The organism is Virgisporangium aurantiacum (assembly GCF_016863635.1).
Classification (GTDB): Bacteria; Actinomycetota; Actinomycetes; order Mycobacteriales; family Micromonosporaceae; genus Virgisporangium; species Virgisporangium aurantiacum.
This window is the reverse complement of record NZ_BOPG01000103.1, coordinates 40,549-60,038: the sequence shown is the minus strand read 5'-3', so window position 1 is coordinate 60,038 and position 19,490 is coordinate 40,549. Positions and strand designations below refer to the sequence as shown.

The following is a 19,490-nucleotide window of genomic DNA, read 5'->3' as shown; positions in this document are numbered from 1 at the left end:
CGCAAGGGAGTGTTCGTTGCGCAGCGTCGGCAGACTGCCGGCGCTGCGCTCGATGAGCCGCGCAACCGGCCGTATTGTCACGCTGTGGGCAACCTGCAGGAGCAGCACGGCAGCCGATTGAGCCGCTTGGATCCACTTCTTGCATACAGCGCGCCGCTTCTCGAAGCCGGGCCGGACGATGTTCTGCTGGAGGTTCCCGGCGGTAGCGGGTTGGCTCGCGTGGTCCGGGCGGATCCGACCACGCTGGACGCCACCTGGAACGCGGCCGAGCGTCACGTGCTGATTGCGCGCGTCGGTGCGGACGATCCGGCCGCGGTGATGGACACACTGCTGTCGCGCTGGTCGACGATCGTGCATGCCCGGCCACGTGAGGCCGAGTCGGCTGCGGTGCTGACCTGGCCGTCTCGCGATGTGGAGCTGGTTCCGATCTTTCTGGCCCACGGCCTGGCGCCACGGATGGTGCTGGCGATCCGCCTTGCCGGGCGTGATTGCCCGGACGCGGCCGCCGATGTCGTGGTGCGACGAGCGACCGAGGCGGACGTGGACGCGGCCGTGGCGATGGAGTTGGAACTGGTCCGATGGAATCAGACGCTTGGCCAGATGACCGAGCGGTCGAACACCGCCGAGCTGATCCGGGCCAAACACCTTGCCGACAACCGGCCCTGGTCGTGGCTGGCCGAGGTGGATGGGACGGCGGTCGGAGCATTGAACGTTCTCGACCCGGACCACGCCCCATGGGCGTCCGGCATGAGTTCGGCGGGCAAGGCCGCATATCTGTCGGACCTGATGGTGCTCCCGGGCCGCCGCGGCGCCGGAGCCGGCACGGCACTGGTCCGGCACGTCCACCGGGAACTGGACCGCGCCGGGTTCAACGCCGTGCTGCTGCACTATCTCGGGATGAACCCGTTGGCCGGGCCGTTCTGGCACCGCTGCGGCTACCGTCCGCTCCACACCAGCTGGGAGGTTCGGCCGGCGTCGCACCTGCGCTGACGCCCCCGGACACAGCCGTCGCAAGGTCATCTCCGCAGACTCTCCCGAAGATCTTTTACGCCGTTGCGAGTCCGGCTGGCTGCTGGATCGGATGGGTTGCCGTCCCGCAGGCGTCGCCCTGTCAGGCTCGGTGGTGTCGTTGGGGTGACCGCCGGGTGTGGTGTTGCTGTGACGGGTGGGATGCTGGCGGTCATGTCAAGGGCCGGTGAGTCATCGCCGCGCAGGGTGTTCCTGAGTCATACCTCAGAGTTGCGCAGGCTGCCTGAGCGGCGGTCGTTCATCGCCGCGGCTGAGGCAGCGGTGAGTCGGGCCGGGGACGCGGTGGCCGACATGGCGTACTTCACCGCGCGGGATGAGAAGCCGGCGGCGGTGTGCCGGCAGGCGGTATCCGACGCCGACGTGTACGTGCTGGTGGCGGGCTTTCGGTACGGGTCGCCGGTGCGGGATGAGCCGGGGGTGTCGTACACGGAGTTGGAGTTCGCCACCGCGACGGAGGCGGGGATGCCCCGGTTGGTGTTCCTGCTCTCCGACGATGCGGAAGGCCCGGCCGGGCTGTTCCGCGATCCGGAGTTCGGGAATCGGCAGGAGGGGTTCCGGCGCCGGCTTCGCGGGTCGGGCCTGACGACGGCATCGGTGTCCTCCCCGGACGGGCTGGAGACGGCACTGTTGCACGCGTTGACAGACCTGCCCCGGCCCCGGTCGGTGGACGGGCCGGCGGGCCGGGTGTGGAACGTGCCGCCCCGACTGGTCGGTTTCACCGGCCGCGACGGCCTGCTGGACGGGCTGCGGACGGCGCTGACCGTCGAGGGTCGGGCGGTGCAGGCCGTGCACGGCATCGGCGGGGTCGGCAAGACGACCATCGCGATCGAGTACGCCCACCGGTTCGGCGACGAGTACGACATCGTCTGGTGGGTGCCGGCCGAGGACCCCACCGTGATCCCCGATCAGCTGGGGACGCTGGCCCGGGCGCTGGATTTGGGCGACGCGGCGACCGGCACGGAACTGGCGCGACTGCTCGGCGTCCTCGCCGGGCGGGGCCGGTGGCTGCTGGTGTTCGACAACGCGGAGGATCCGCAGGGTCTGGCCCCGTTTCTGCCGCCGGTCACCGGTGGTGGGCATGTGTTGGTGACGTCGCGGAATCCGGACTGGCACGGGTTTGCGGCCGGGATCGGGGTGGCCGTCTTCGACCGGGTCGAGTCGGTGCGGCTGCTCCGCGACCGGGTACCCGCGTTGACCGGGGCGCAGGCTGACCGGGTGGCGGCGGTGCTGGGGGATCTGCCGTTGGCGGTCGGTCAGGCCGCCGGGCTGCTGGCCGATACCGGCCTGTCCGTGGACGTCTATCTGGATCTGGTGGGCACGCAGGCCGCCCGGCTGTTGGAGCAGGCTGCGGCGGGGCCGTATCCGGTGTCGGTGACGGCGTCGTGGGCGGTGGCGTTCGACCGGCTCGCGGTGGACGATCCGGCCGCGCTGCAGTTGTTGACGGTGCTGGCGTGGCTGGCCCCGGAGCCGGCACCGCTGACCCTGTTCACCGCGCGACCCGACCTGCTGCCGCCACCGCTGGCGACCGCTGTCGCCGACCCGCTGGGTTTTGCCGCCACGGTGGCGGTGCTGCGTCGGCGTGGGATGGCCCGGGTCACGGCTGACAGTGTGCTGCTGCACGGGGTTCCGGCTGCCCTGCTCCGCACCCGCAGCGCCGACGAACAGCCCACCGACGAGACATCCGACCGGGCCGCCGGCCGGTCGTGGGCGGTGGTGGTGGTCCGGCTGTTGCGGGCGGCTGTTCCGGCCGATCCGTGGAACAATCCGGCGACGTGGCCGGCCTGGCACCAGTACCTGCCGCACGTAATGGCCGCCGTCGACACCAACCGACTCCTCGACCCGGTCGCCGACGACCTCGGCCGGCTGCTGTCCGGGGCCCGGGCGTTTCTGACTTCGCGCGGCGACGTCCGCTCCGCGTTGCCGATCACCCGCCGCGCCTATGCCCTCAACCGGAAGCGGCGCGGCGACGACCACCCCGACACCCTGACCTCGGCCAGCAACCTCGCCGACGACCTGCGGAGGTTGGGCGAGGTGGCGGCGGCACGGACCATGGACGAGGACAATCTGGCCCGGTCGCGGCGGGTCCTCGGCGACGACCACCCCGACACCCTGACCTCTGCCAGCAACCTCGCCGTGAGCCTGCGCGAGGTGGGTGAGGTGGCTTCGGCGCGGACCCTGGACGAGGACATCCTGGCCCGGCGGCGGCGGGTCCTCGGCGACGACCACCCCGATACCCTGCAATCGGCCGGCAACCTCGCCGTCAACCTGCGGGAGTTGGGTGAGGTGGCGGCGGCACGGACCGTGAACGAGGACACCCTGGCCCGGCGGCGGCGGGTCCTCGGCGACGACCACCCCGACACCCTGGCCTCGGCCATCAACCTCGCCGTCGACCTGCGGGAGTTGGGTGAGGTGGCGGCGGCACGGACCCTGAACGAGGACACCCTGACCCGGCTACGGCGGGTCCTCGGCGACGACCACCCGTACACCCTGACCTCGGCCAACAATCTCGCCGTCGACCTGTGGGTGCTGGGTGAGGTGGCAGCGGCGCGAACCGTGAACGAGGACACCCTGGCCCGGCTACGGCGGGTCCTCGGCGACGACCACCCCTACACCTTGGCCTCGGCCAGCAACCTCGCCGACAACCTGCGGGAGTTGGGTGAGGTGGCGGCGGCGCGAACCCTGGACGAGGACATCCTGGCCCGGCGGCGCCGGATCCTCGGCGACGACCACCCCGACACTCGGCGCATCGCCAACCGGCTGGCCGATCCGACCTGACCCAGGCAATCCAGGACACGAAACAGCCCGGAACCGTCTGCATCCAACGGATGCGGGCGTCGTTGCGTCGGCCGGCCCTCGCGTACCGCTGTCACCCGCTCGTCCGCTGGGCCGACGCGGAGGATCTGCCCCGCTGGCGATGGAGCAACACGCGAGCGTCCGACAGAACTATCCACGCCGCGCTGCGCGCAGGTGACCTCTCCACCATCGCCCTCGAGACAGACTCCGTTGATCAAGCGCTCGTGGCGCCGGAGGCGCCGCGCTCGGCACACGCAGTCGGATTCAGGGCTGGTGTCCGCGCCATTGGCGAACGAGCGACGTCGACACTCAAGACCTGGCGGCTCCTCACCAAACTGCGCTGCTGCCCGCAACTTTGATCTTGGCGATGTTGCGTGACGCATGGCCGTGATTCGTCAGAGGCCGGGCAGTGCCGCCCTCGATCATCGGGTAACCTGGCCGGCGTCAGATGACTACCAGCCGGCAGGAGGAGGTGCGGTGCCGATGGAGACCACCACGACAGCCCGCGCCCCGTTCCGGCCACACTGACCGCCGGGGCGCCCCCTAGCTGGGAGCGTCCCGTGACCGACGAACTCATCTGGCCCGAGCACATGGTTTCGCGCGATGACATGCGCGCCTGGCTGTCCACTGTGCTGCCGGGGCATCCACGGATCGCGGCCGAGGTGACACCGCTGCGAGTGAAGCGTTGGGGCGCGACCGGCGTGTTTGTGGCCGACGGCGTACCGGTGGTGGGCAAGCACACCCAACCGGCCCTGTACCCCGGCGGCCCGGCCGTGCACCGGTTCGTTCAGGACGTAGCGCCGCACGCGGTCGCACCGCTGCTCGCTGCGCAGGACGGGCCGGGCTGGCAGCGCACAGCATTCGGGCTGGTCGAGGGTCCGACGGCGGAGGCACGCGGCCCGGCCAGCCGCGTCGAAGTGGCCCTCGCGCTCGCCGCGATCCAGGTCGCTGCGGCCGATCGCTCGGCGCCGGGCCTGCCCGTCTACCATCTGCCGGACCTGGTCGACGACCTGATTGCCGATGTCCGCGCCGTTGACTACCAGGACCCATCGCTAGCTGCCCGCCTGTTCGCCGCGGCCGAGACGCTGCACGCCTACGCCGAGGACCTGGTGGCCGCCGTACCGGTATCGGTCGACCACTGCGACATGAACGAGACGAACGCGATCATCCCCGACCACGGGCCGGTCGTCATCCTGGACTGGGAGGAAGCGACGCTCGGGTGCCCGCTGCTGTCGCTGAGTCGCTTGCTCCAGGACGCCGCGGACTGGCAGGACAAGATCACCGAAGCGTACGCGCAGGGCTGGCAGCCGTGGGGAGACGTTCGAGCTCTGATCGAGCGAGCCAACGTGGTCGCCCCGGTGAAGAGCGCTCACGAAGCACGCGCGTACGCCCGAGCCCTCGCCTGGCCAGCGCCATACGCCAACCACGAGCGCCAAACCGCTCGCATGCTCACACTGGCCCTGGACCGCCTGGACGCGCTTACTGAAAGTCGCTACTGACGGGCCGCGTCTGACGGACGGCCACTCAGCCGCTGACGACGAACAGCTCACCCTGCGCCGATGTGGTCTCGGTGTCAACGCCGGCCGTCACTTTGTAGACGGCTTGGGCCTGGAGAACGTCCCCCACGGAAGTACCGGCCAACGGATCAAACCCACTACGGATCTGCGCTCGGAGGGCCGTGCTGGTTGGCACAAGCGGCTGCTCGAACGTGGCGTGGCCGACCTGCTGGAGAGTCGTCATATTGACGACAACCACGTCAAGCATGTGCCTGGCGACCATTCCCATCAGCCGGCCGCCGATGGCGACCTCGGCGATGACCTCGAATCCGCCGTCGATGGGAATACGGTCGGTCGACACAGAGCCGTCGCGGACCACCGGGTAGAGGCGTTGGATCGCGACCCCCCAGTTGGTTACGCCGGCGCCGTCGGAGCTTGACACGGTCATGCGCGCGACTCGCACCCGATTCTCGATCGCCTGCTGGATGTCGCGAGCCAGGCGTTCGATGTCGTCGTCGAATCTGAGGTGGGTCAGTTCCAGGGCGTTGAGCCCCGCGAAACGATCGATCTCGGCCGGCATCTGATCTCGTCGGAACGGTCGCGCGCCGTCGACCAGTACCGGAATCACGGGTACACCGTGAACCATCGCGGTTCGGATCTCGAAGCGGACGTAGTCGTCAGGGTCGTCAAGGCGGGACTTGCCCGGTTCGTCGGTCAAGCCCATCCATTTCGCTCCGATCACGGCTACCAGGGCATCACTCGATTCGATCTCCGTCCTGATCTTGTCGGCGAAGTCGACGCCGAGCGACACGGAGTCGATGTCCATGAAGACCTGGGCGCCGGGGATGCGCCTGCTCAGGTGGTCCTTCAGCAGGCGCACGTACGGCGGTACGTCGTCGCGCCGGTAGCTCAGGAAGATCCGGCGAGTGGGACCGGTGGACACATCGCACCTCCGCGGCGGCCCGGACGGCGCCGCCCACTCAATGATGCCGCCCCTCAGTGTCTGTGCCGGATCGAACGTCACGAGTTCGACGGCGTGGTACCAGCTGGAAGAACGGCGAGGCCTGACGACAACGCAAGTTGGAGGCTAGAGGTCGCGCTGGGCGTACAGACGTGTGGAGAGCGCCGTGGAGGCGGCTCCGAGGACGCCGAGGATCGCGAACGCGGCGACGGTGAGCCAGGCGACGTTCGCGTCGCCGAGCCACGACAGCAGCGCGGCGCGGACATCGGGGATCGCCCATCCGAGGAAGACGACGGTCAGGGTGATGGCGTGGAGAAGGGAGGCGACGACGCGGACGGGGCCCGGGTCAAGCCCGAAGTAGGCGGGCAGTCCGGCGGCGAGGAAGGTGCCGATGAGCGCGACGCTGCCAGCGGTGAGGGCGGCGGCGATCGCCCAGTCGAACGCGGCGCCGAGGACGAGCGCGGCAACCGGAGCCAGGAGAACCCCTGCGATGGTGAGAGCGATCAGCAGCAGCAGACAGGTCGCGTAGCGGCCGACGACGACCTGGCGGCGTCGGATGCCCAGCGCGGTGTACAGGGTGTCGAGGCGGCCGACTTCGTCGTTGGCGAACAGGGACGACGGGGCGCTGACAACCGCCAAGCCGGCTATCGCGGGGATCAGCATGTACGGGCCGAGGAAGAGCAGGGCCGGGACGACGACCACGACCGCGGGGATGATCATGTACTTCGCATTGGGCCGCATGGATCGCAGGTCCAGGCCGACGAAACGGGCGATGGCGCGCATGTCAGTGCTCCTCGTCGTTGCGCCGCTCGTAGTGGACCACGATCTGCTCGATCGTCGGGGTCTCGAGATGGACGCCTGGGCCGAACGCGGCGGAGTCGGCGGTGGGGATGATGCCGTCGAAGTTTGCCTGGCCGCGGCGAAGGCCCCGGATCAGCGGCGTGTTCTCCGCGGTCAGGTCCTCCAGCGCCCCCTTGACGTAGGCGAAGCTCTCGACGAGTTCGTCGAGCGGGCCGGAGTAGACGACCTGGCCGTTGTCGACGAACACGAGGTAGTCGGCGAAGTGCTCCAGGTCGCTGGTGATGTGCGTGGAGAACAGCAGCGACGCCTCCTCCCGGCGCATGTGCTCGCGCAGCAGGTCGACCAGGTCGGCGCGCGCGGCCGGGTCGAGGCCGCTGGTGGGCTCGTCGAGGATCAGCAGATCGGGATGGTTGCCCATCGCCAGCGCGATCATCAACTTGTTCCCCTGTCCGCGTGACAGCTCCTTCACCCGCTCGTCGGCACGCAGCCCGAACCGGCGGCACAGCCGGTCGAACCAGTTCTGGTCCCAACCGGGCCGGGACGTGGCATAGACCTCGGCAGCGTCGCGGACACGCCAGTACGGCAGCACGAACGGCTGGTCGAACGCGACCCCGACCTCGCCCATCGGCGGCATCGCGATGCTCCCCGCGTCCGCTCGAATGAGGCCGAGCAGCGTGCGCAGCGTGGTCGTCTTGCCCGAGCCGTTGGCCCCGACCATCCCGGTGACGAATCCCCGCGGAACGCGAAGGTCCAGCGGGCCGAGCGTGAAGCCCCCGCGGCGCTTCACGAGCCCAACGGCTTCCACGGCGTGCTCTGTCGTGCTCATCGTTCCCATTCCTGCGCGAGCATCGCGGTCAACTCCTCCAGCGAGACCAGCCCGGTGTGCCGGGTACGAGCGACGATCTGCCGCAACCCCGCCCGCGCCCGCTCCAGCGAGCTCCGGCGAGCCTCGTCCGGGTCGACCTGCGCGACGAACGAGCCCTTGCCCGGCACGTTCACGATCAGTCCCTCGGCGGCCAGGTCGTTGTACGCCCGCGTGGTCGTGATCAGGCTGACCCGCAAGTCGCCGGCCAGCGCTCGCAACGACGGCAATGCCGCCCCGGCCGCCAGCTCCCCGGTCATGATCTGCTGCCGAACCTGCTCCACGATCTGCTCGTACAGCGGCACCCCGGATACCGGCGAGACGATGACGCGCATTCGCGATGCCTCCCCTGCACCTACTGTCTATATTCAGTATAGACAGTAGGTGACGATCGGAGTCAACGGGGCGAAGTCGCACCGTCCGGCACTCCTGCGTAGTCGGGCAGTTCGACGCCGTTGATCGCGCGCTCGACCAGCTCGGTGAGGGCCTCCATGTCGGGCTCCGGCCCCGGTTCGGCGTCCGGTTCGGGGACGTCGCGGCTGTGCACGTGCAACCGGCCGATCTCCTGGTTGGCCTCGACGTACGGGCGCATCCGGCCCTCGTAGGCGGCAAACCCAGCTTCCGGGTCCCACCCGGCGGCGGCCAGCTCTCCGGCCAGCAGGTAGGCGCCGACCAGGGCCAGCCCGGTGCCCCCACCGGAGAACGGCGACGCGCTGAACGCCGCGTCCCCGAGCAGCCCCACCCGTCCGCTCGACCAGCGGTCCATCACCACCTGGGCGACCTGGTCGAGGTAGAAGTCCGGGGTGTCGTCCAGATGCGCGAGGATGCGCGGGGTCAACCAGCCCAGGCCGGCCATCCGCTCACGCAGCAGGCGCTTCTGGGCCTCGATGTCGCGGTAGTCGACGTCGAAGTCGGGCGCGGGGAAGGAGAGCATGGCCATCGCCCGGGTGGCGTCCGGGAGGGGTCGCAGACCGGCGGAGCGCCCGGACTCCTGATCCTGATAGTCGAGCAGCCAGCGGTCCACCCCGAACTCGTTGGGCACGGTGTAGAAGGCCAGCACGAGTCCGAGGTGACGGATGAACCGCTCACGCGGTCCGAAGACCATCGACCGCAGCGCCGAGTGCAGCCCGTCGGCCCCGACCACCAGGTCGAAACGCCGCCGGTCGCCGCCCGCGAAGGCCACGTCGACCCCGTCCGCGTCCTGGCTGAGCTCGGCGATCCGGTCGCCGAACACGTACTCGACACCGTCGCGGGTGTCGTCGTAGATCACCCGGGACAGGTCCCCGCGCAGGATCTCGATCTCCGCGATGTATCCGTCGCCGCCGTGGTCGTCCGCGCGGAAGGTCTCCAGCACGTTCCCGTCCACGTCCACGGTGTACGCGCCGGCGGTGTCGGTACGGGCCGCGCGCACCGCCGCGTCCAGCCCCATCCGCCCGATGACCTCCCTGGCCACCCCGCGCGCGTCCACCGCCTGCCCACCGGGACGCAACTCGGGAGCCCGCTCCACCACGGTCACCTCGGCCCCCCGCCGGCCCAACCAGTGGGCCAGCGCCGGCCCCGCGATGCTCGCCCCCGCCACCAACACCCTGATACCGCTCACAGCGTCCCCTTGTTCGTCCGATTCGTGTCAATAGTGTGGGGCGGGCCCGTCCTCGGTCCGCCCCATCTAGACATCAGACTCGGCTACGGCCAGGAACTCATCGCTGTGCCGTCATCGACGGTGTGAACCACGCGGCCGTCCGCGATCCGGACGACCTGCTAGGGCGCCACCGGCGGCTTCGGTTCGGCGTCGGTCCATTCGGCGGCCAGCACCACGTCGCTCGACGAGGTGCGCGCGTCACAGCGCCCTGACGTCGTTCCCTCCAGTCGAATTCGAAGCCGTGCTTCGCCGTGAGCGCGACGAGCCGCCGCATCCTGTCGGCGTCGGTCGCCGTGTCCGGAGGACGTTGACCACTCCCCAGGCGGCCACCGCGGCGACTGGCAGGGCGAACACGATCAGGGCCGCGGCCCATGGAGTCGTCATCCAATCGCTGTTCACCGGCGGTCCGCCAAGGGCAGGTACAACGGCAGCATCCTGTACATCCCTTCCGAGGAATCCTTCGTCATGTCGGCCGGCCGGGCCCAGCCTTGGCGCCGCGTCGGCGCTGGCATCGGGTACGGCTCAGCCAGGGCTGTGTCGTGTCGGTCTCAGAACGCGTGTTTCCTCGCGGCCTTCGGCAGGCCGGCGGTGGACGTCAACTGAATGTTGGCGAAGGCGCGGCCGCCGGGCAGTTCGACGGTGTGGACCACGCGGCCGTCCGCGATCCGGACGACTCGCTAGGGCGCCACCGGCGGCTTCGGTTCGGCGTCGGTCCATTCGGCGGTCAGCACCACGTCACTGTGATCGAATGAGTCCGGGCCCAACTTCATGATTTGATCGGACGCCAGGAGAACGTGCTTCGACGGGTCGACGATCAGCAGAAGCCGAAGCTCATCCCGCCGGAGCTCGATGCCGGTGCCGGTGCGGCCGGCGGCATCGGTGACCTCACCGACGACACGTACGCCGGGGACGTCGGCCAGCAGCGTGAACGCCGCCGCCCGCACCGCTGGCGGGGCCGGCGCCTCGAGCAGCAACAGGGACAATGACGAGAACAGCCGGGACTCCGGGTTCGGGAACGATATCCTGCCGGCGCGGATCTGATTCAGCAGTTCGGTGCGCAGCGCGGCCGGGTCCGTCGGCAACCGGGAAACCTCGTCCCAATCGAGACTCATTCCCCCCGCCAGCACAGGCGGTCTCGGCGCGCCCGGGACCCGCGGCGGGGACCCGTACAGTTCGGGTTTGCCTGGCTCGGAGGTGAGCCGCTCATCGGGCGAGTACGGCTTGCCGTCAGTCGGGACGGGTAGCGGTTTCCACGACGTCGGCGATCCCGCCGCGCGCCAGGCCTCCTCGTCGGCCGCGGTTTGCGGCTTGTAGCCGAGACGCAACAAACCATTCCAGTTCCTTTCGCCTGGGCCATGGGACATCCACGACTCGTCAATGAGGCGCTGGACCACGTAGTACGGGGCCGATTCGGTGCCGACCTTGACCGGGGCGCCCGTGCTCAGTTTGCGGACGTGCCAGTACTTTGCGGTGGTCGTCGGCTGCTGCGCGGCGTGCTGCGCCGCTGCCAGCAGGATCTCGCGCGCGTCCGGCGGCATCTCGCGCGCGTCCGGCGGCGACGTACCGCCGGGGTCGTGGGGTGCGATGAGGGCCACCGCCGCGAGGCCGCTGAGCGCCAGGCCGCCGGCGAGCGCGGCGCCGCGGCCCCACCAGACCCTCCGAGACGACGGTGTGCGCCCGCGCCCGAACGAGAAGGCCCGCCGGGGTGCGGCGGACGCGGTGACCTCCGCAATGAGCAGTTCGCGCGCCTTGGTGGTGGCGTGCTCGGACGGTGGCGGGCTGTGCAGGACCCGGCGCAGGGTTCGCAGGTCGTCCATCAGTCTTCTCCTCGTTGGTGGATGCTCGGTTCGGCTCCCAGCGCGCTGCGCACCGACTTCCGGGCCCGGGTGAGCCGGGACCCGACGGTGCCGGGCGGAACACCGAGTGCGGCACCGACCTCCGCGTAGCTGAGGTCGGCGACGGCGACGAGCAGCAGTACGTCGCGGTCGGCGGGTTTGAGCGCGCCCAGCGCCTCGGCCAGCGCGCGTTGGACGCCGTGCGCCACGACGCGGTCGACCACGCCGTCGGTGGCGGCCGGGTCACCGTCGTCGACGGCGGCCAGCCCGCCGGCCCGACCCAGGGCGCGGTAGCGGCGTATCTCGTCACGGCGATGCCGCCGGATCAGGTTGGTGGCGATGCCGAACAGCCAGGCCCGCCGGTGCTCGTCCGGGCCGCTGTACCGGCCGCGGGTGCGGAACGCCACCAGGAACGTCTCGGCTGCGAGGTCGTCGGCAAGGGTTCGACTGAGCCGACTCGCGACATACCGGTGAATCTCATCGTGGTGAGCCTCGAAGAGCGCCTCGAACAGCGCGGCGGCCTCGCCCGTAGGCCGGTCCATCAGCACCACGGCCGCGCCTGTGGTCTCATGCGGCACTGCGTCACGTGCTTGCCTCCAGCGGCTCGACGGTATCGGACATCGATGAATGCCCGATACCGCCGAACCCCTTCACGTCCGGCAAACCCCGGACGTGGATCGCGCACCGATTAGGTTTCCGTGCCGTGCCCGTCTGTACGTAGGAGATCGAATCACGAGAGGCTGGCATGATGCGGAAACTGATCTTCGGCATGAACGTGACCCTGGACGGCTACATCGCCGCGCCCGGTGACGACCTCGGCTGGAGTGGGGGTGAGGGGCCGGACTCGTCGTCGAGCGACGAGCTGTTCCAGTGGTGGTCCGACCGGGTGGGGGCGACCGGCCTGGCGCTGTACGGGCGCAAGCTGTGGGAGGCGATGAGTTCCCACTGGCCGACCGCCGACCAGCAACCTGGCGCCACACCGGCGGAGATCGAGTTCGCCCGCCGCTGGCGGGACATGCCGAAGGTGGTGTTCTCCTCGACGCTCGACAAGGTCGACTGGAACACCCGCCTGGTCACCGGCGACGCGGTCGCGGAGATGACCCGGCTCAAGGCCGAGGACGGCGGCCCGATGGACATCGTCGGCGCCACACTTGCCGCAGCGGCCATGCGGGCCGGGCTGATCGACGAGTACATGCTGGTCACCTACCCGGTCCTGGTGGGCGGCGGCACGCCGTTCTTCACCGCGCTGGACAGCTGGGTGAGGCTGAACCTCGTGGAGACGCGGACATTTCCCGGCGGCATCCTGATGACCCGGTACGAGACGAGGCGATGAGCACGGGCCAATAGGCGGTGGGGACCTGTCTGGTCACAGTGTCGGGGGCAGGTCCAGCCATGGCTTGTCGGTGGCGTCGAACCCGATGAGCTCGGCGATCTTCCCGTCGACGACGTGCAGGACCGCGATGGTGAACAACCGGTACTGCGGGTCGTCGGGGGTGCGCCGGTACAGCGCGGCGGCGGGCATGCGGTTGAACGTCGTGGTGATACAGCGCCAGTCGTCGTAGCCGGGCTGGAAGAGCCCACCGGAGACCCAGCCGTCCACCGCGTCCTTGGCCGTGACCGACGAGGTGCCCGCCTCGGGCAGCATCACGAAGCGCAGGTCCTCGCGCAGCAGGGACATCAGCCCGTCGAGGTCGTTGCGCTCATGGGCGTCGATGTACAACTTCACCACGCCACGCTCGTCATTCGACAGCTCGTGGGTGGCGGGTCTCCGCCAGTCGAGGCGGCGGTCGGGCAACTGCTCGCGCATCGTCACACGGGCCCGCTGCAGCGCGCTGGTCACCGATGCGACGGTCAACTCGAGGGCCTCGGCGGCCTTCGACGCCGGCCAGCCGAGGACGTCGCGCAGGATGAACACCGCCCGCTGCCGCGGCGGCAGGTGCTGGACGGCGACGATGAACGCCAGCTCGATCGTCTCCCGCGCCACCACCGATTCCTGCGGGTCCTCGGGGAGCATCCGGTCGGGGTACGGCTGCAGGTACAGCACCTCGGAGCCGACGTCGGCCAGCCCGGACGGTACGGGTGTGCGGTCGTTGCGCTTGTCCAGGAAGTCGAGGCAGGCGTTCGTCGCGATCCGGTACAGCCAGGTCCGCAACGCCGCGTGGCCCTTGAACGACTCCCGCTTGTTCCACGCTCGCAGGAACGTCTCCTGCGTCAGGTCCTGGGCGTCCTCGTAGTTCGCGAGCATCCGGTAGCAGTGCACCTGCAGCTCACGCCGGTGGCGCTCCGTAATGAGCGCGAACCGCGCCGAATCGCCTGAGCGGACCACCGCCATGAACGCGGCCTCGTCAGCACCCAGCGGTCTAGCGTCGGTCATGGTCAACAATCCTTCCACCGGTGCGAGAGGGCCACCAGAACCGACGACGCGGCGGAAGAATTCTGATCGGCGAAGCCGCTGATCGGGCTAGCAACTTTCACGCGGCCAGCAGAAACACCCAAACGGGTGAGGCCAAATCAAGATACCGCCCGACCCCCGCAACCCAGACACCGGGACCACTCCAAACCGTCATAGCCGGACAAACCTTGCGGCCGGAGGCGCACCTGGCGGTGACAGCGTCAATCAGCGGGGCCGACTTCGTTGCTCCCGCGCCGCGAGCTCGGCCGCGGCGTCGAACTGAGCCGGCACAGCGCCCACGGCCGGCTCGCCGGGTTGGTCGAGGAACGAGCACCACACCGCCTGAGCCCCGCGCTCCGTATGTCTGGCGATCCGGCTAGCAGCGCAGTGCCTCGCGGATGACCCGGGCGGCGGGTGACGGCTCGTCGTCGGTGACGGCCAGGCCGAACGGCTGCGGCATGAACGCCAGCGACGGGTACAGGGGTGGCTGTGCCATGAAACGCGGGTTGATGCCGTGGTGTGGCTGGGCGGCGTGCACCAGGAACGGGTGACACAGGTACACGTCCCCCGGGGCACCGGTGGCCAGGGCGACCGGCCGGTGCGCGCTCGCGGCGGCCACCAGCGGCCCGAGTGTCATCATCGACGTCCCCCGGTCGCCGTAGGGGCGCAGCACCACCGGCACGTCCCGATGCGAACCGACCCGCACCCGGGTCGGCGCGTCCTGCTCACCGACCTCGGTGAACAGGAACAGCATGAGCAACGCCCGGCCGCTGGAGTGCACGTTGGTCCACCAGCCCGTCTCCTCGGGCAGTTCATAACTGCCCTCAACATGCCAGCCGGCGTCGTCGGGCTCCTCCGGGTGCGGGAATCGCAGCGGGAACGAACCCAACGACTGCCGCGGCGACCAGCGGTTCGCTCCGAGCAGTGCGTCGAACGCGTTGTGCAGCACCGGTGTGTTCGCCGCCACGGCGAACGGCTCCTGGGGCATGTCACCGACCCAGTACACGGGCCGGGTCCAGGTCGACCGGTCCTCAGGGTCGGCGTCGATCTGCTCCCACAGCAGGCCGGCGCACGCCTCGGCGACCTCCGCCGGGAACGCACGCTCGATCTTCACGAACCCGTCCTCGACGAACCGCTGGACCAGCTCGGCACCCATCCTTCGACAGTCGCCCTCGCCCGCACCGTCCCGCAACGCCTTTATCCCCGGCGGGCGTCGTGCGGCGCCGCGCTTACCATGACTTCGTGTCCGGAGATACGCAAGGCGGATCGTCAGCTGATCGACTCGCCGGACTCCTTCGCGGATATCAGGCGACGCAGCTGCTGTACGTCTTTGCTGCCCTCGGGGTGGCCGATCGGCTGGCCGGCGGACCCATGCATCCGGCGCAGCTGGCGGCGACGGTTGACGCGGATCCGGCCACCTTCGACCGGCTCCTCGAACCATTCAGGCTCCTCGGAGTCCTTGACCGTGGCGAGGACGGCAGCTACCGGTTGACCGCCATGGGTGTGTTGATGCGCTCGGATGTCGCCCATTCGATGCGGCCCGCGGCACTGAGCTATGGGCAGCCATGGTGGTGGCGGCCGTGGGGAAACCTGTTGGACTCGGTCCGGACCGGCCGGACCGCGTTCGACAGCGTCTTTCACGAATCGCTGTTTCCGTTCCTTGGTCGCAACCCGGACGCGGCCGCCGTCTTCAACGCGAACATGACGGCGATGTCCGCCACCGATGCGGCAACGCTCGCTGAGGCGTTCGGCCTCAACGATGTGACCGCGGTGGTCGACGTGGGTGGGGGTCACGGCGCCATCGGCACCGCGATCCTGGACACGTACCCGCAGACCAGCGTCGTGGTTTTCGACCGGCCGGATGTCGTCGCCGGTCTGCCCCATACTCAGGGCGCGGGCGACGGAGACCGGCTCCGCAGCGTCGCCGGTGACTTCTTCACCGACGCTCCACCCGAGGCCGACGCCTACGTTCTCAAAGACATCCTCCACGACTGGACCGATGAGCAGTGCCGGACCATCCTGCACACCATCCGCCGAGCGGCGCCGCCGCACGCCCGGCTGCTCGTAGTCGAACGAGTCCTCGACCCCGCTCAGAACGACCTCGGCTCGGCGCTCGTGGACATCACGATGCTCGTCATGACCGGCGGCAAGGAACGCACCAACAGTCAATACGCTGCCCTGCTCGACGCAGCCGGTTGGCAACTCGTCGACCAGATCAGCACTACCACCGCCTACACCGTTCTGGCGGCCCGCGCGACATGAGCGCAGCTCTGCGGGGCCGCCGGTTCAGGAGCTGAAGAGCCGTTTCCGTTCCGATGCGACGACCTCGCGGGCCAGCTGCGCCTCGGACAGGTCGACCGCATCCGGCGCCGCATCGGCGATGTCGCTGCCCCGGGCGAAGTCCTCGAACAGCTTCCGCTTGGCCTCCAGCAGTTCGACGATGCGTTGGTCGACACTGTCCTCGGACAGCAGCCGGTGCACCTGTACCGAACGCACCTGACCCATCCGGTGCGCCCGCGCGATCGCCTGCGCCTCGGTGGTCGGCTTGAGCTGCGGCTCGCAGATGATGACCACCGACGCGGCCTGGACATTGAGCCCGACACCGCCGGCCACGATCTGCGCCACGAGAACGGCTCCGTGCTGCGCCGCCGAGAACTCGTCCACCATGCGCTGTCGCTCGTCGGAGGCGACCGAACCGGTGAGCGGCCCGACGACCGGGCCCGGCAGGGCTTCCGCCACCAGATCGAGGATGCTGCGGAAGTAGGAGAAGACAATGACCTTCCGCTCGTTTTCCGCCGCCTCGCGGACGAGCTCGACAAGCCGCCGCAACTTCTCGGATTTCGCGCCCTGACGCATCGCCGCCTGACGCATCTCCATGAAGTTCCCGCTGTCGACCGCCGCTCGGTAGGCGGTGGCGTCCTCTTTGGACAGTGGCAGCCACTCCTCGACCTCCACCAGCCCCGGCAGCTCGGACAGCACGTCCTCCTGGTTGCGCCGCAGGTACGCCGGTGCGATCTGGCGGCGGAACGCCTTCGCCGACAGCGCGGCGCCCTCGCTGTCGACGGTCAGGTCGGGCCGCACGTAGGAGGCGAGGCTGCGGAACTCCGACACCTTGTTCTCCAGCGGTGTGCCGGTGAGCAGGACGGCGCGGGCGGCGCGCTCGACGATGGCGGCGGTGCGCACGGAACGCTGTGCGTTCGGGTTCTTGATGTAGTGCGCCTCGTCGACGACGACACAGGCGAGGTTGGGGCCGGGCTGCCACGCGGCCAGCGTCTCGAACGTGGTGACCGCGACGCCGCCGTCGCTTTCCCAGACGCGGGCCGCGTGGTCCCGGTCGGCACCGTGCACCCGGTGGGCGCTCAGCGTCGACTTGCTGGTCACCTCGCGCACCCAGTTCGTCACGACGGCCGCAGGACACACCACGACGAAGCGGTTCTCGCCCCGGCTGCGCAGGTGTGCCAGCACGGCGATCGCCTCGAACGTCTTGCCGAGGCCCATCTCGTCACCGATGATCACTTTGCGCTGCACCAGGACGAAACGCACCGCGAAGCTCTGATAGCCGCGCAGCGATGCCTTCAGATGTTCGCCGTTGAGCGGCTGGTCACGCACCGCCTTAACGATGTCGTCGGGAAGATTGCCGTGCGTGGCCTCCTCGTCGCCGGTGAGGAAGCCGAGTTCGGAGAGCATCGCGAAGTAGTCGGCCGGCCGGGCCAGGAAGTCTTCCCAGGGGTCGCGGGTCCGGTGGCCCGACGGTTTGGTGCGGCGCAGCTGTTCGGCGCGGTGCCGCACGACGTCGATGCTCTCCCACAGCTCGCTCACCGGCAGCTCCCGCAACGGAACCACCAGCAGATGCGTCGTGGAGAAGGTGAGCCCCGCCACGATCGGCGCCAGTTCGGCCGCGCGTTCGAGGTCGGCGGCAGCGCCCCTGGTGCGGCGGCGGGCGTCCCACTCGGCGAGGCAGCGCAGCAGTTCGGTCACCTCGGGGGTGCGCCGGGTGACGTCGATGCGTACCGGCGTCTCCTCGAAGGTCGTGTGCCGCAACGTCTGCGCCGCGCCGAGGATGTGTCGCGCCGACACCTCGCCGAGGCCCGGCAGTGTCGACAGCGTGGCGGCGTTGGCCAGGACCTGCGCGACGGTGTGGATGCCGGCCGGGGTGAGGCCGCCGAGCCGGAGCCGGTCACGGGTCGCTGTCTTCAACGCATCGGTCGACATCTCCCGCAGCACGCGCATCGTGTCGACCCGCCGCACGGTGATCGCGGCGTCCCTGGCCGCGGCGCGGTACCCCGCCTCGGCCTGCACGATCCTGTCGATGGCTGCCAGCGCCTTGGACAGGCCGTCGAGCGCGGACCGTTCGATCACCTCGGGGCTGTGGGCCGGGTCCTCGGGAACGACACCGAGCGTGGGATCGACCAACGCCTCGAAGCCGGCGGCGTCGTCGAGGGTATGTTCGCTCAGCTCCTTGAGCCGCTGCGGCCAGCCCGTTTCCACGAACACGTCGTGCTGACGGCGCAGGAACGCGGCCGATGCCTCGGCCCGCTGGCGCTTCCACGGCCCGGCGAGATAGCGCCGCAGGCCCAGGGCGGCGTTCACGTCGGCCCGCGCGCGGGGCACCTCGACCGTCAACAGCCGCATCAGTGCCTGATCGCCGCGGGTGAACGTCGGCAGGACGGCGCGCTCGCGCAGGGGCCGCACGACCGAGCTGTGCTTGCGCTCCAGCGGCACCACCCGCCACGCGTTGCGTCGTGCGTGCTGAACAACGACGGCGCGTGACTCCAGGAGGCGTTCGGCAGCCTCCGCCGCCTCCCGCACGGTGCCGTGCCGGCGCTGGACGGCCGCGGCCTGTCGGCTCCACTGGGTGAAGTCGGCCATCAGGGCACGCAGCTCGGTCCGGTCCATGACCCCCAGTCTGCCTGGGCACACCGGTGGCCCCAGCAGGCCCCGACTCAGCGGTCGAGTCCTTCACGCGGGAGATCGGCGCACCCCCGAGGTGACCGCACTGCCGCGCGCACTCCTCGGTGCCAATTTGTGCAAAGGCGCGTCGCGCGGCACGCCAGGCTCGCTACGTCTCCTCGATCACCATGGGTCCGGAGCCGAGCCGTTCCCGATGTTGCCCGACGTTGCCCGACGTTCGGCGTGAGCGGGGCGGCGTCATTGCTGTCCGCTACGGGTGGCTCATGTGGCCTGCTGAGGTAGCGGCACGTCGAGCATGGCCAGTTCGGCCCTGGCCAGCGCGCACGGAGCCGGTGGCCGGCCCGGGTCGGCTGGACCTTGACGGTCCAACAGCGGCGCGAACGCCGGGATCTCGTTCGACTTCGCCGCGATCTGCACCTGGGCCGGGATCACGCCGATGTCGGTGTCATAGCCCGACAACAGGTGCACCTGACTGCCGCCGATGTGGATGCCGGCGTGCTCGCCTCGCATCGTGCGCGCAGCCAACCGGCCAGCACGGTCGTCAGCACCTCGGCGTCGACGCGGACCAGCTGCCGCCAGACCGTGCTCGCCACCGGGACCCGGCCGGTATCCCAGCCTGACCCACGCCGGAGAGTCCAGATCCCTGACCCAGTCAGCGATCGCGGCGAAGGTGACCGCGCCGGCCGCTACTGCGCACACCGTCACCCCGAGCATGCTCGTCAGCGAGTAACGCACCCCACGCGGATCACGGGGAGCGGGGATCGTCCCCAG

16 protein-coding genes are annotated in these 19,490 nt (G+C 69.8%); 5 read left to right on the top strand and 11 right to left on the bottom strand.

All coding sequences use genetic code 11. The features are described 5' to 3' along the window. Positions 1 to 84 precede the first annotated feature (84 nt). From Vau01_RS56760 to Vau01_RS56750, 3 genes are all read left to right on the top strand, one after another. Positions 85 to 990 (top strand): GNAT family N-acetyltransferase, encoded by a 906-nt coding sequence (locus Vau01_RS56760; protein WP_204011280.1) that lies wholly within the window; start codon positions 85 to 87, stop codon positions 988 to 990. A 180-nt stretch (positions 991 to 1,170) separates the two neighbouring features. After that, positions 1,171 to 3,804 (top strand): FxSxx-COOH system tetratricopeptide repeat protein, encoded by a 2,634-nt coding sequence (fxsT, locus tag Vau01_RS56755; RefSeq protein WP_308440533.1) that lies wholly within the window; start codon positions 1,171 to 1,173, stop codon positions 3,802 to 3,804. A gap of 578 nt (positions 3,805 to 4,382) precedes the next feature. Next, positions 4,383 to 5,321, top strand: coding sequence for a phosphotransferase (locus tag Vau01_RS56750; RefSeq protein ID WP_204011274.1), 939 nt, complete (start codon positions 4,383 to 4,385; stop codon positions 5,319 to 5,321). 25 nt (positions 5,322 to 5,346) lie between these two features. Here the strand turns inward: Vau01_RS56750 and Vau01_RS56745 are convergent, their stop codons facing one another. The 7 genes from Vau01_RS56745 to Vau01_RS56715 all read right to left on the bottom strand — a co-directional run bounded on the left by Vau01_RS56745 (position 5,347) and on the right by Vau01_RS56715 (position 11,958). Continuing rightward, a complete protein-coding gene (locus Vau01_RS56745) occupies positions 5,347 to 6,342 on the bottom strand; it encodes a toll/interleukin-1 receptor domain-containing protein (protein ID WP_204011272.1) in 996 nt (331 codons plus the stop codon). A 63-nt stretch (positions 6,343 to 6,405) separates the two neighbouring features. Beyond that, complete coding sequence (locus Vau01_RS56740) at positions 6,406 to 7,062, bottom strand: ABC-2 transporter permease (protein WP_204011270.1); 657 nt, start codon at positions 7,060 to 7,062, stop codon at positions 6,406 to 6,408. A gap of 1 nt (position 7,063) precedes the next feature. Continuing rightward, the gene (locus Vau01_RS56735; protein ID WP_204011268.1) at positions 7,064 to 7,906 is read right to left on the bottom strand and encodes an ATP-binding cassette domain-containing protein; all 843 of its coding nucleotides are present in this window, start codon (positions 7,904 to 7,906) and stop codon (positions 7,064 to 7,066) included. Beyond that, positions 7,903 to 8,277, bottom strand: a complete 375-nt coding sequence (locus Vau01_RS56730) for a GntR family transcriptional regulator (protein ID WP_204011266.1) — start codon at positions 8,275 to 8,277, stop codon at positions 7,903 to 7,905. The genes Vau01_RS56735 and Vau01_RS56730 overlap by 4 nt, the downstream gene beginning before the upstream one ends. 62 nt (positions 8,278 to 8,339) lie before the next feature. Beyond that, positions 8,340 to 9,542, bottom strand: a complete 1,203-nt coding sequence (locus Vau01_RS56725) for an FAD-dependent monooxygenase (RefSeq protein ID WP_204011265.1) — start codon at positions 9,540 to 9,542, stop codon at positions 8,340 to 8,342. A gap of 716 nt (positions 9,543 to 10,258) precedes the next feature. Next, positions 10,259 to 11,398, bottom strand: coding sequence for a CU044_5270 family protein (locus Vau01_RS56720; protein ID WP_204011264.1), 1,140 nt, complete (start codon positions 11,396 to 11,398; stop codon positions 10,259 to 10,261). Further along, the gene (locus tag Vau01_RS56715; RefSeq protein ID WP_204011263.1) at positions 11,398 to 11,958 is read right to left on the bottom strand and encodes an RNA polymerase sigma factor; all 561 of its coding nucleotides are present in this window, start codon (positions 11,956 to 11,958) and stop codon (positions 11,398 to 11,400) included. Before Vau01_RS56715 ends, Vau01_RS56720 begins: the two co-directional genes overlap by 1 nt. 206 nt (positions 11,959 to 12,164) lie before the next feature. Between Vau01_RS56715 and Vau01_RS56710 the strand changes: the two genes are divergently transcribed. After that, positions 12,165 to 12,749: a dihydrofolate reductase family protein gene (locus tag Vau01_RS56710; RefSeq protein WP_204011261.1), complete on the top strand. Its 585-nt coding sequence runs from the start codon at positions 12,165 to 12,167 to the stop codon at positions 12,747 to 12,749. Between the two features lie 33 nt (positions 12,750 to 12,782). On the opposite strand, the gene Vau01_RS56705 is transcribed toward Vau01_RS56710, so the two are convergent. Then, on the bottom strand, positions 12,783 to 13,790 hold the full coding sequence (locus tag Vau01_RS56705; protein WP_239152865.1) for an RNA polymerase subunit sigma-70: 1,008 nt from the start codon (positions 13,788 to 13,790) through the stop codon (positions 12,783 to 12,785). A gap of 394 nt (positions 13,791 to 14,184) precedes the next feature. After that, the gene (locus tag Vau01_RS56700) at positions 14,185 to 14,964 is read right to left on the bottom strand and encodes a phytanoyl-CoA dioxygenase family protein (RefSeq protein WP_204011259.1); all 780 of its coding nucleotides are present in this window, start codon (positions 14,962 to 14,964) and stop codon (positions 14,185 to 14,187) included. Between the two features lie 86 nt (positions 14,965 to 15,050). On the opposite strand from Vau01_RS56700, the gene Vau01_RS56695 reads away from it, so the two are divergent. Then, on the top strand, positions 15,051 to 16,070 hold the full coding sequence (locus Vau01_RS56695) for a methyltransferase (RefSeq protein ID WP_204011247.1): 1,020 nt from the start codon (positions 15,051 to 15,053) through the stop codon (positions 16,068 to 16,070). Positions 16,071 to 16,094: 24 nt separating this feature from the next. Here Vau01_RS56695 and Vau01_RS56690 read toward each other — a convergent pair whose 3' ends face one another. Further along, entirely contained in the window at positions 16,095 to 18,704 is a 2,610-nt protein-coding gene (locus Vau01_RS56690; protein ID WP_239152863.1) for a DEAD/DEAH box helicase, read from the bottom strand. A 276-nt stretch (positions 18,705 to 18,980) separates the two neighbouring features. After that, positions 18,981 to 19,454, bottom strand: coding sequence for a transposase family protein (locus Vau01_RS65805; RefSeq protein ID WP_506020669.1), 474 nt, complete (start codon positions 19,452 to 19,454; stop codon positions 18,981 to 18,983). Positions 19,455 to 19,490 lie beyond the last annotated feature (36 nt).

Bases quoted from the DNA above. Each gene is read 5' to 3' on its own strand.
- Vau01_RS56730 (WP_204011266.1), bottom strand. From the start codon at position 8,277: ATGCGCGTCATCGTCTCGCCGGTATCCGGGGTGCCGCTGTACGAGCAG.
- Vau01_RS56735 (WP_204011268.1), bottom strand. From the start codon at position 7,906: ATGAGCACGACAGAGCACGCCGTGGAAGCCGTTGGGCTCGTGAAGCGC.
- Vau01_RS56740 (WP_204011270.1), bottom strand. From the start codon at position 7,062: ATGCGCGCCATCGCCCGTTTCGTCGGCCTGGACCTGCGATCCATGCGG.
- Vau01_RS56710 (WP_204011261.1), top strand. From the start codon at position 12,165: ATGCGGAAACTGATCTTCGGCATGAACGTGACCCTGGACGGCTACATC.
- fxsT (WP_308440533.1), top strand. From the start codon at position 1,171: ATGCTGGCGGTCATGTCAAGGGCCGGTGAGTCATCGCCGCGCAGGGTG.
- Vau01_RS56715 (WP_204011263.1), bottom strand. From the start codon at position 11,958: ATGGACCGGCCTACGGGCGAGGCCGCCGCGCTGTTCGAGGCGCTCTTC.
- Vau01_RS56700 (WP_204011259.1), bottom strand. From the start codon at position 14,964: ATGGGTGCCGAGCTGGTCCAGCGGTTCGTCGAGGACGGGTTCGTGAAG.
- Vau01_RS56720 (WP_204011264.1), bottom strand. From the start codon at position 11,398: ATGGACGACCTGCGAACCCTGCGCCGGGTCCTGCACAGCCCGCCACCG.
- Vau01_RS56690 (WP_239152863.1), bottom strand. From the start codon at position 18,704: ATGGACCGGACCGAGCTGCGTGCCCTGATGGCCGACTTCACCCAGTGG.
- Vau01_RS56705 (WP_239152865.1), bottom strand. From the start codon at position 13,790: ATGACCGACGCTAGACCGCTGGGTGCTGACGAGGCCGCGTTCATGGCG.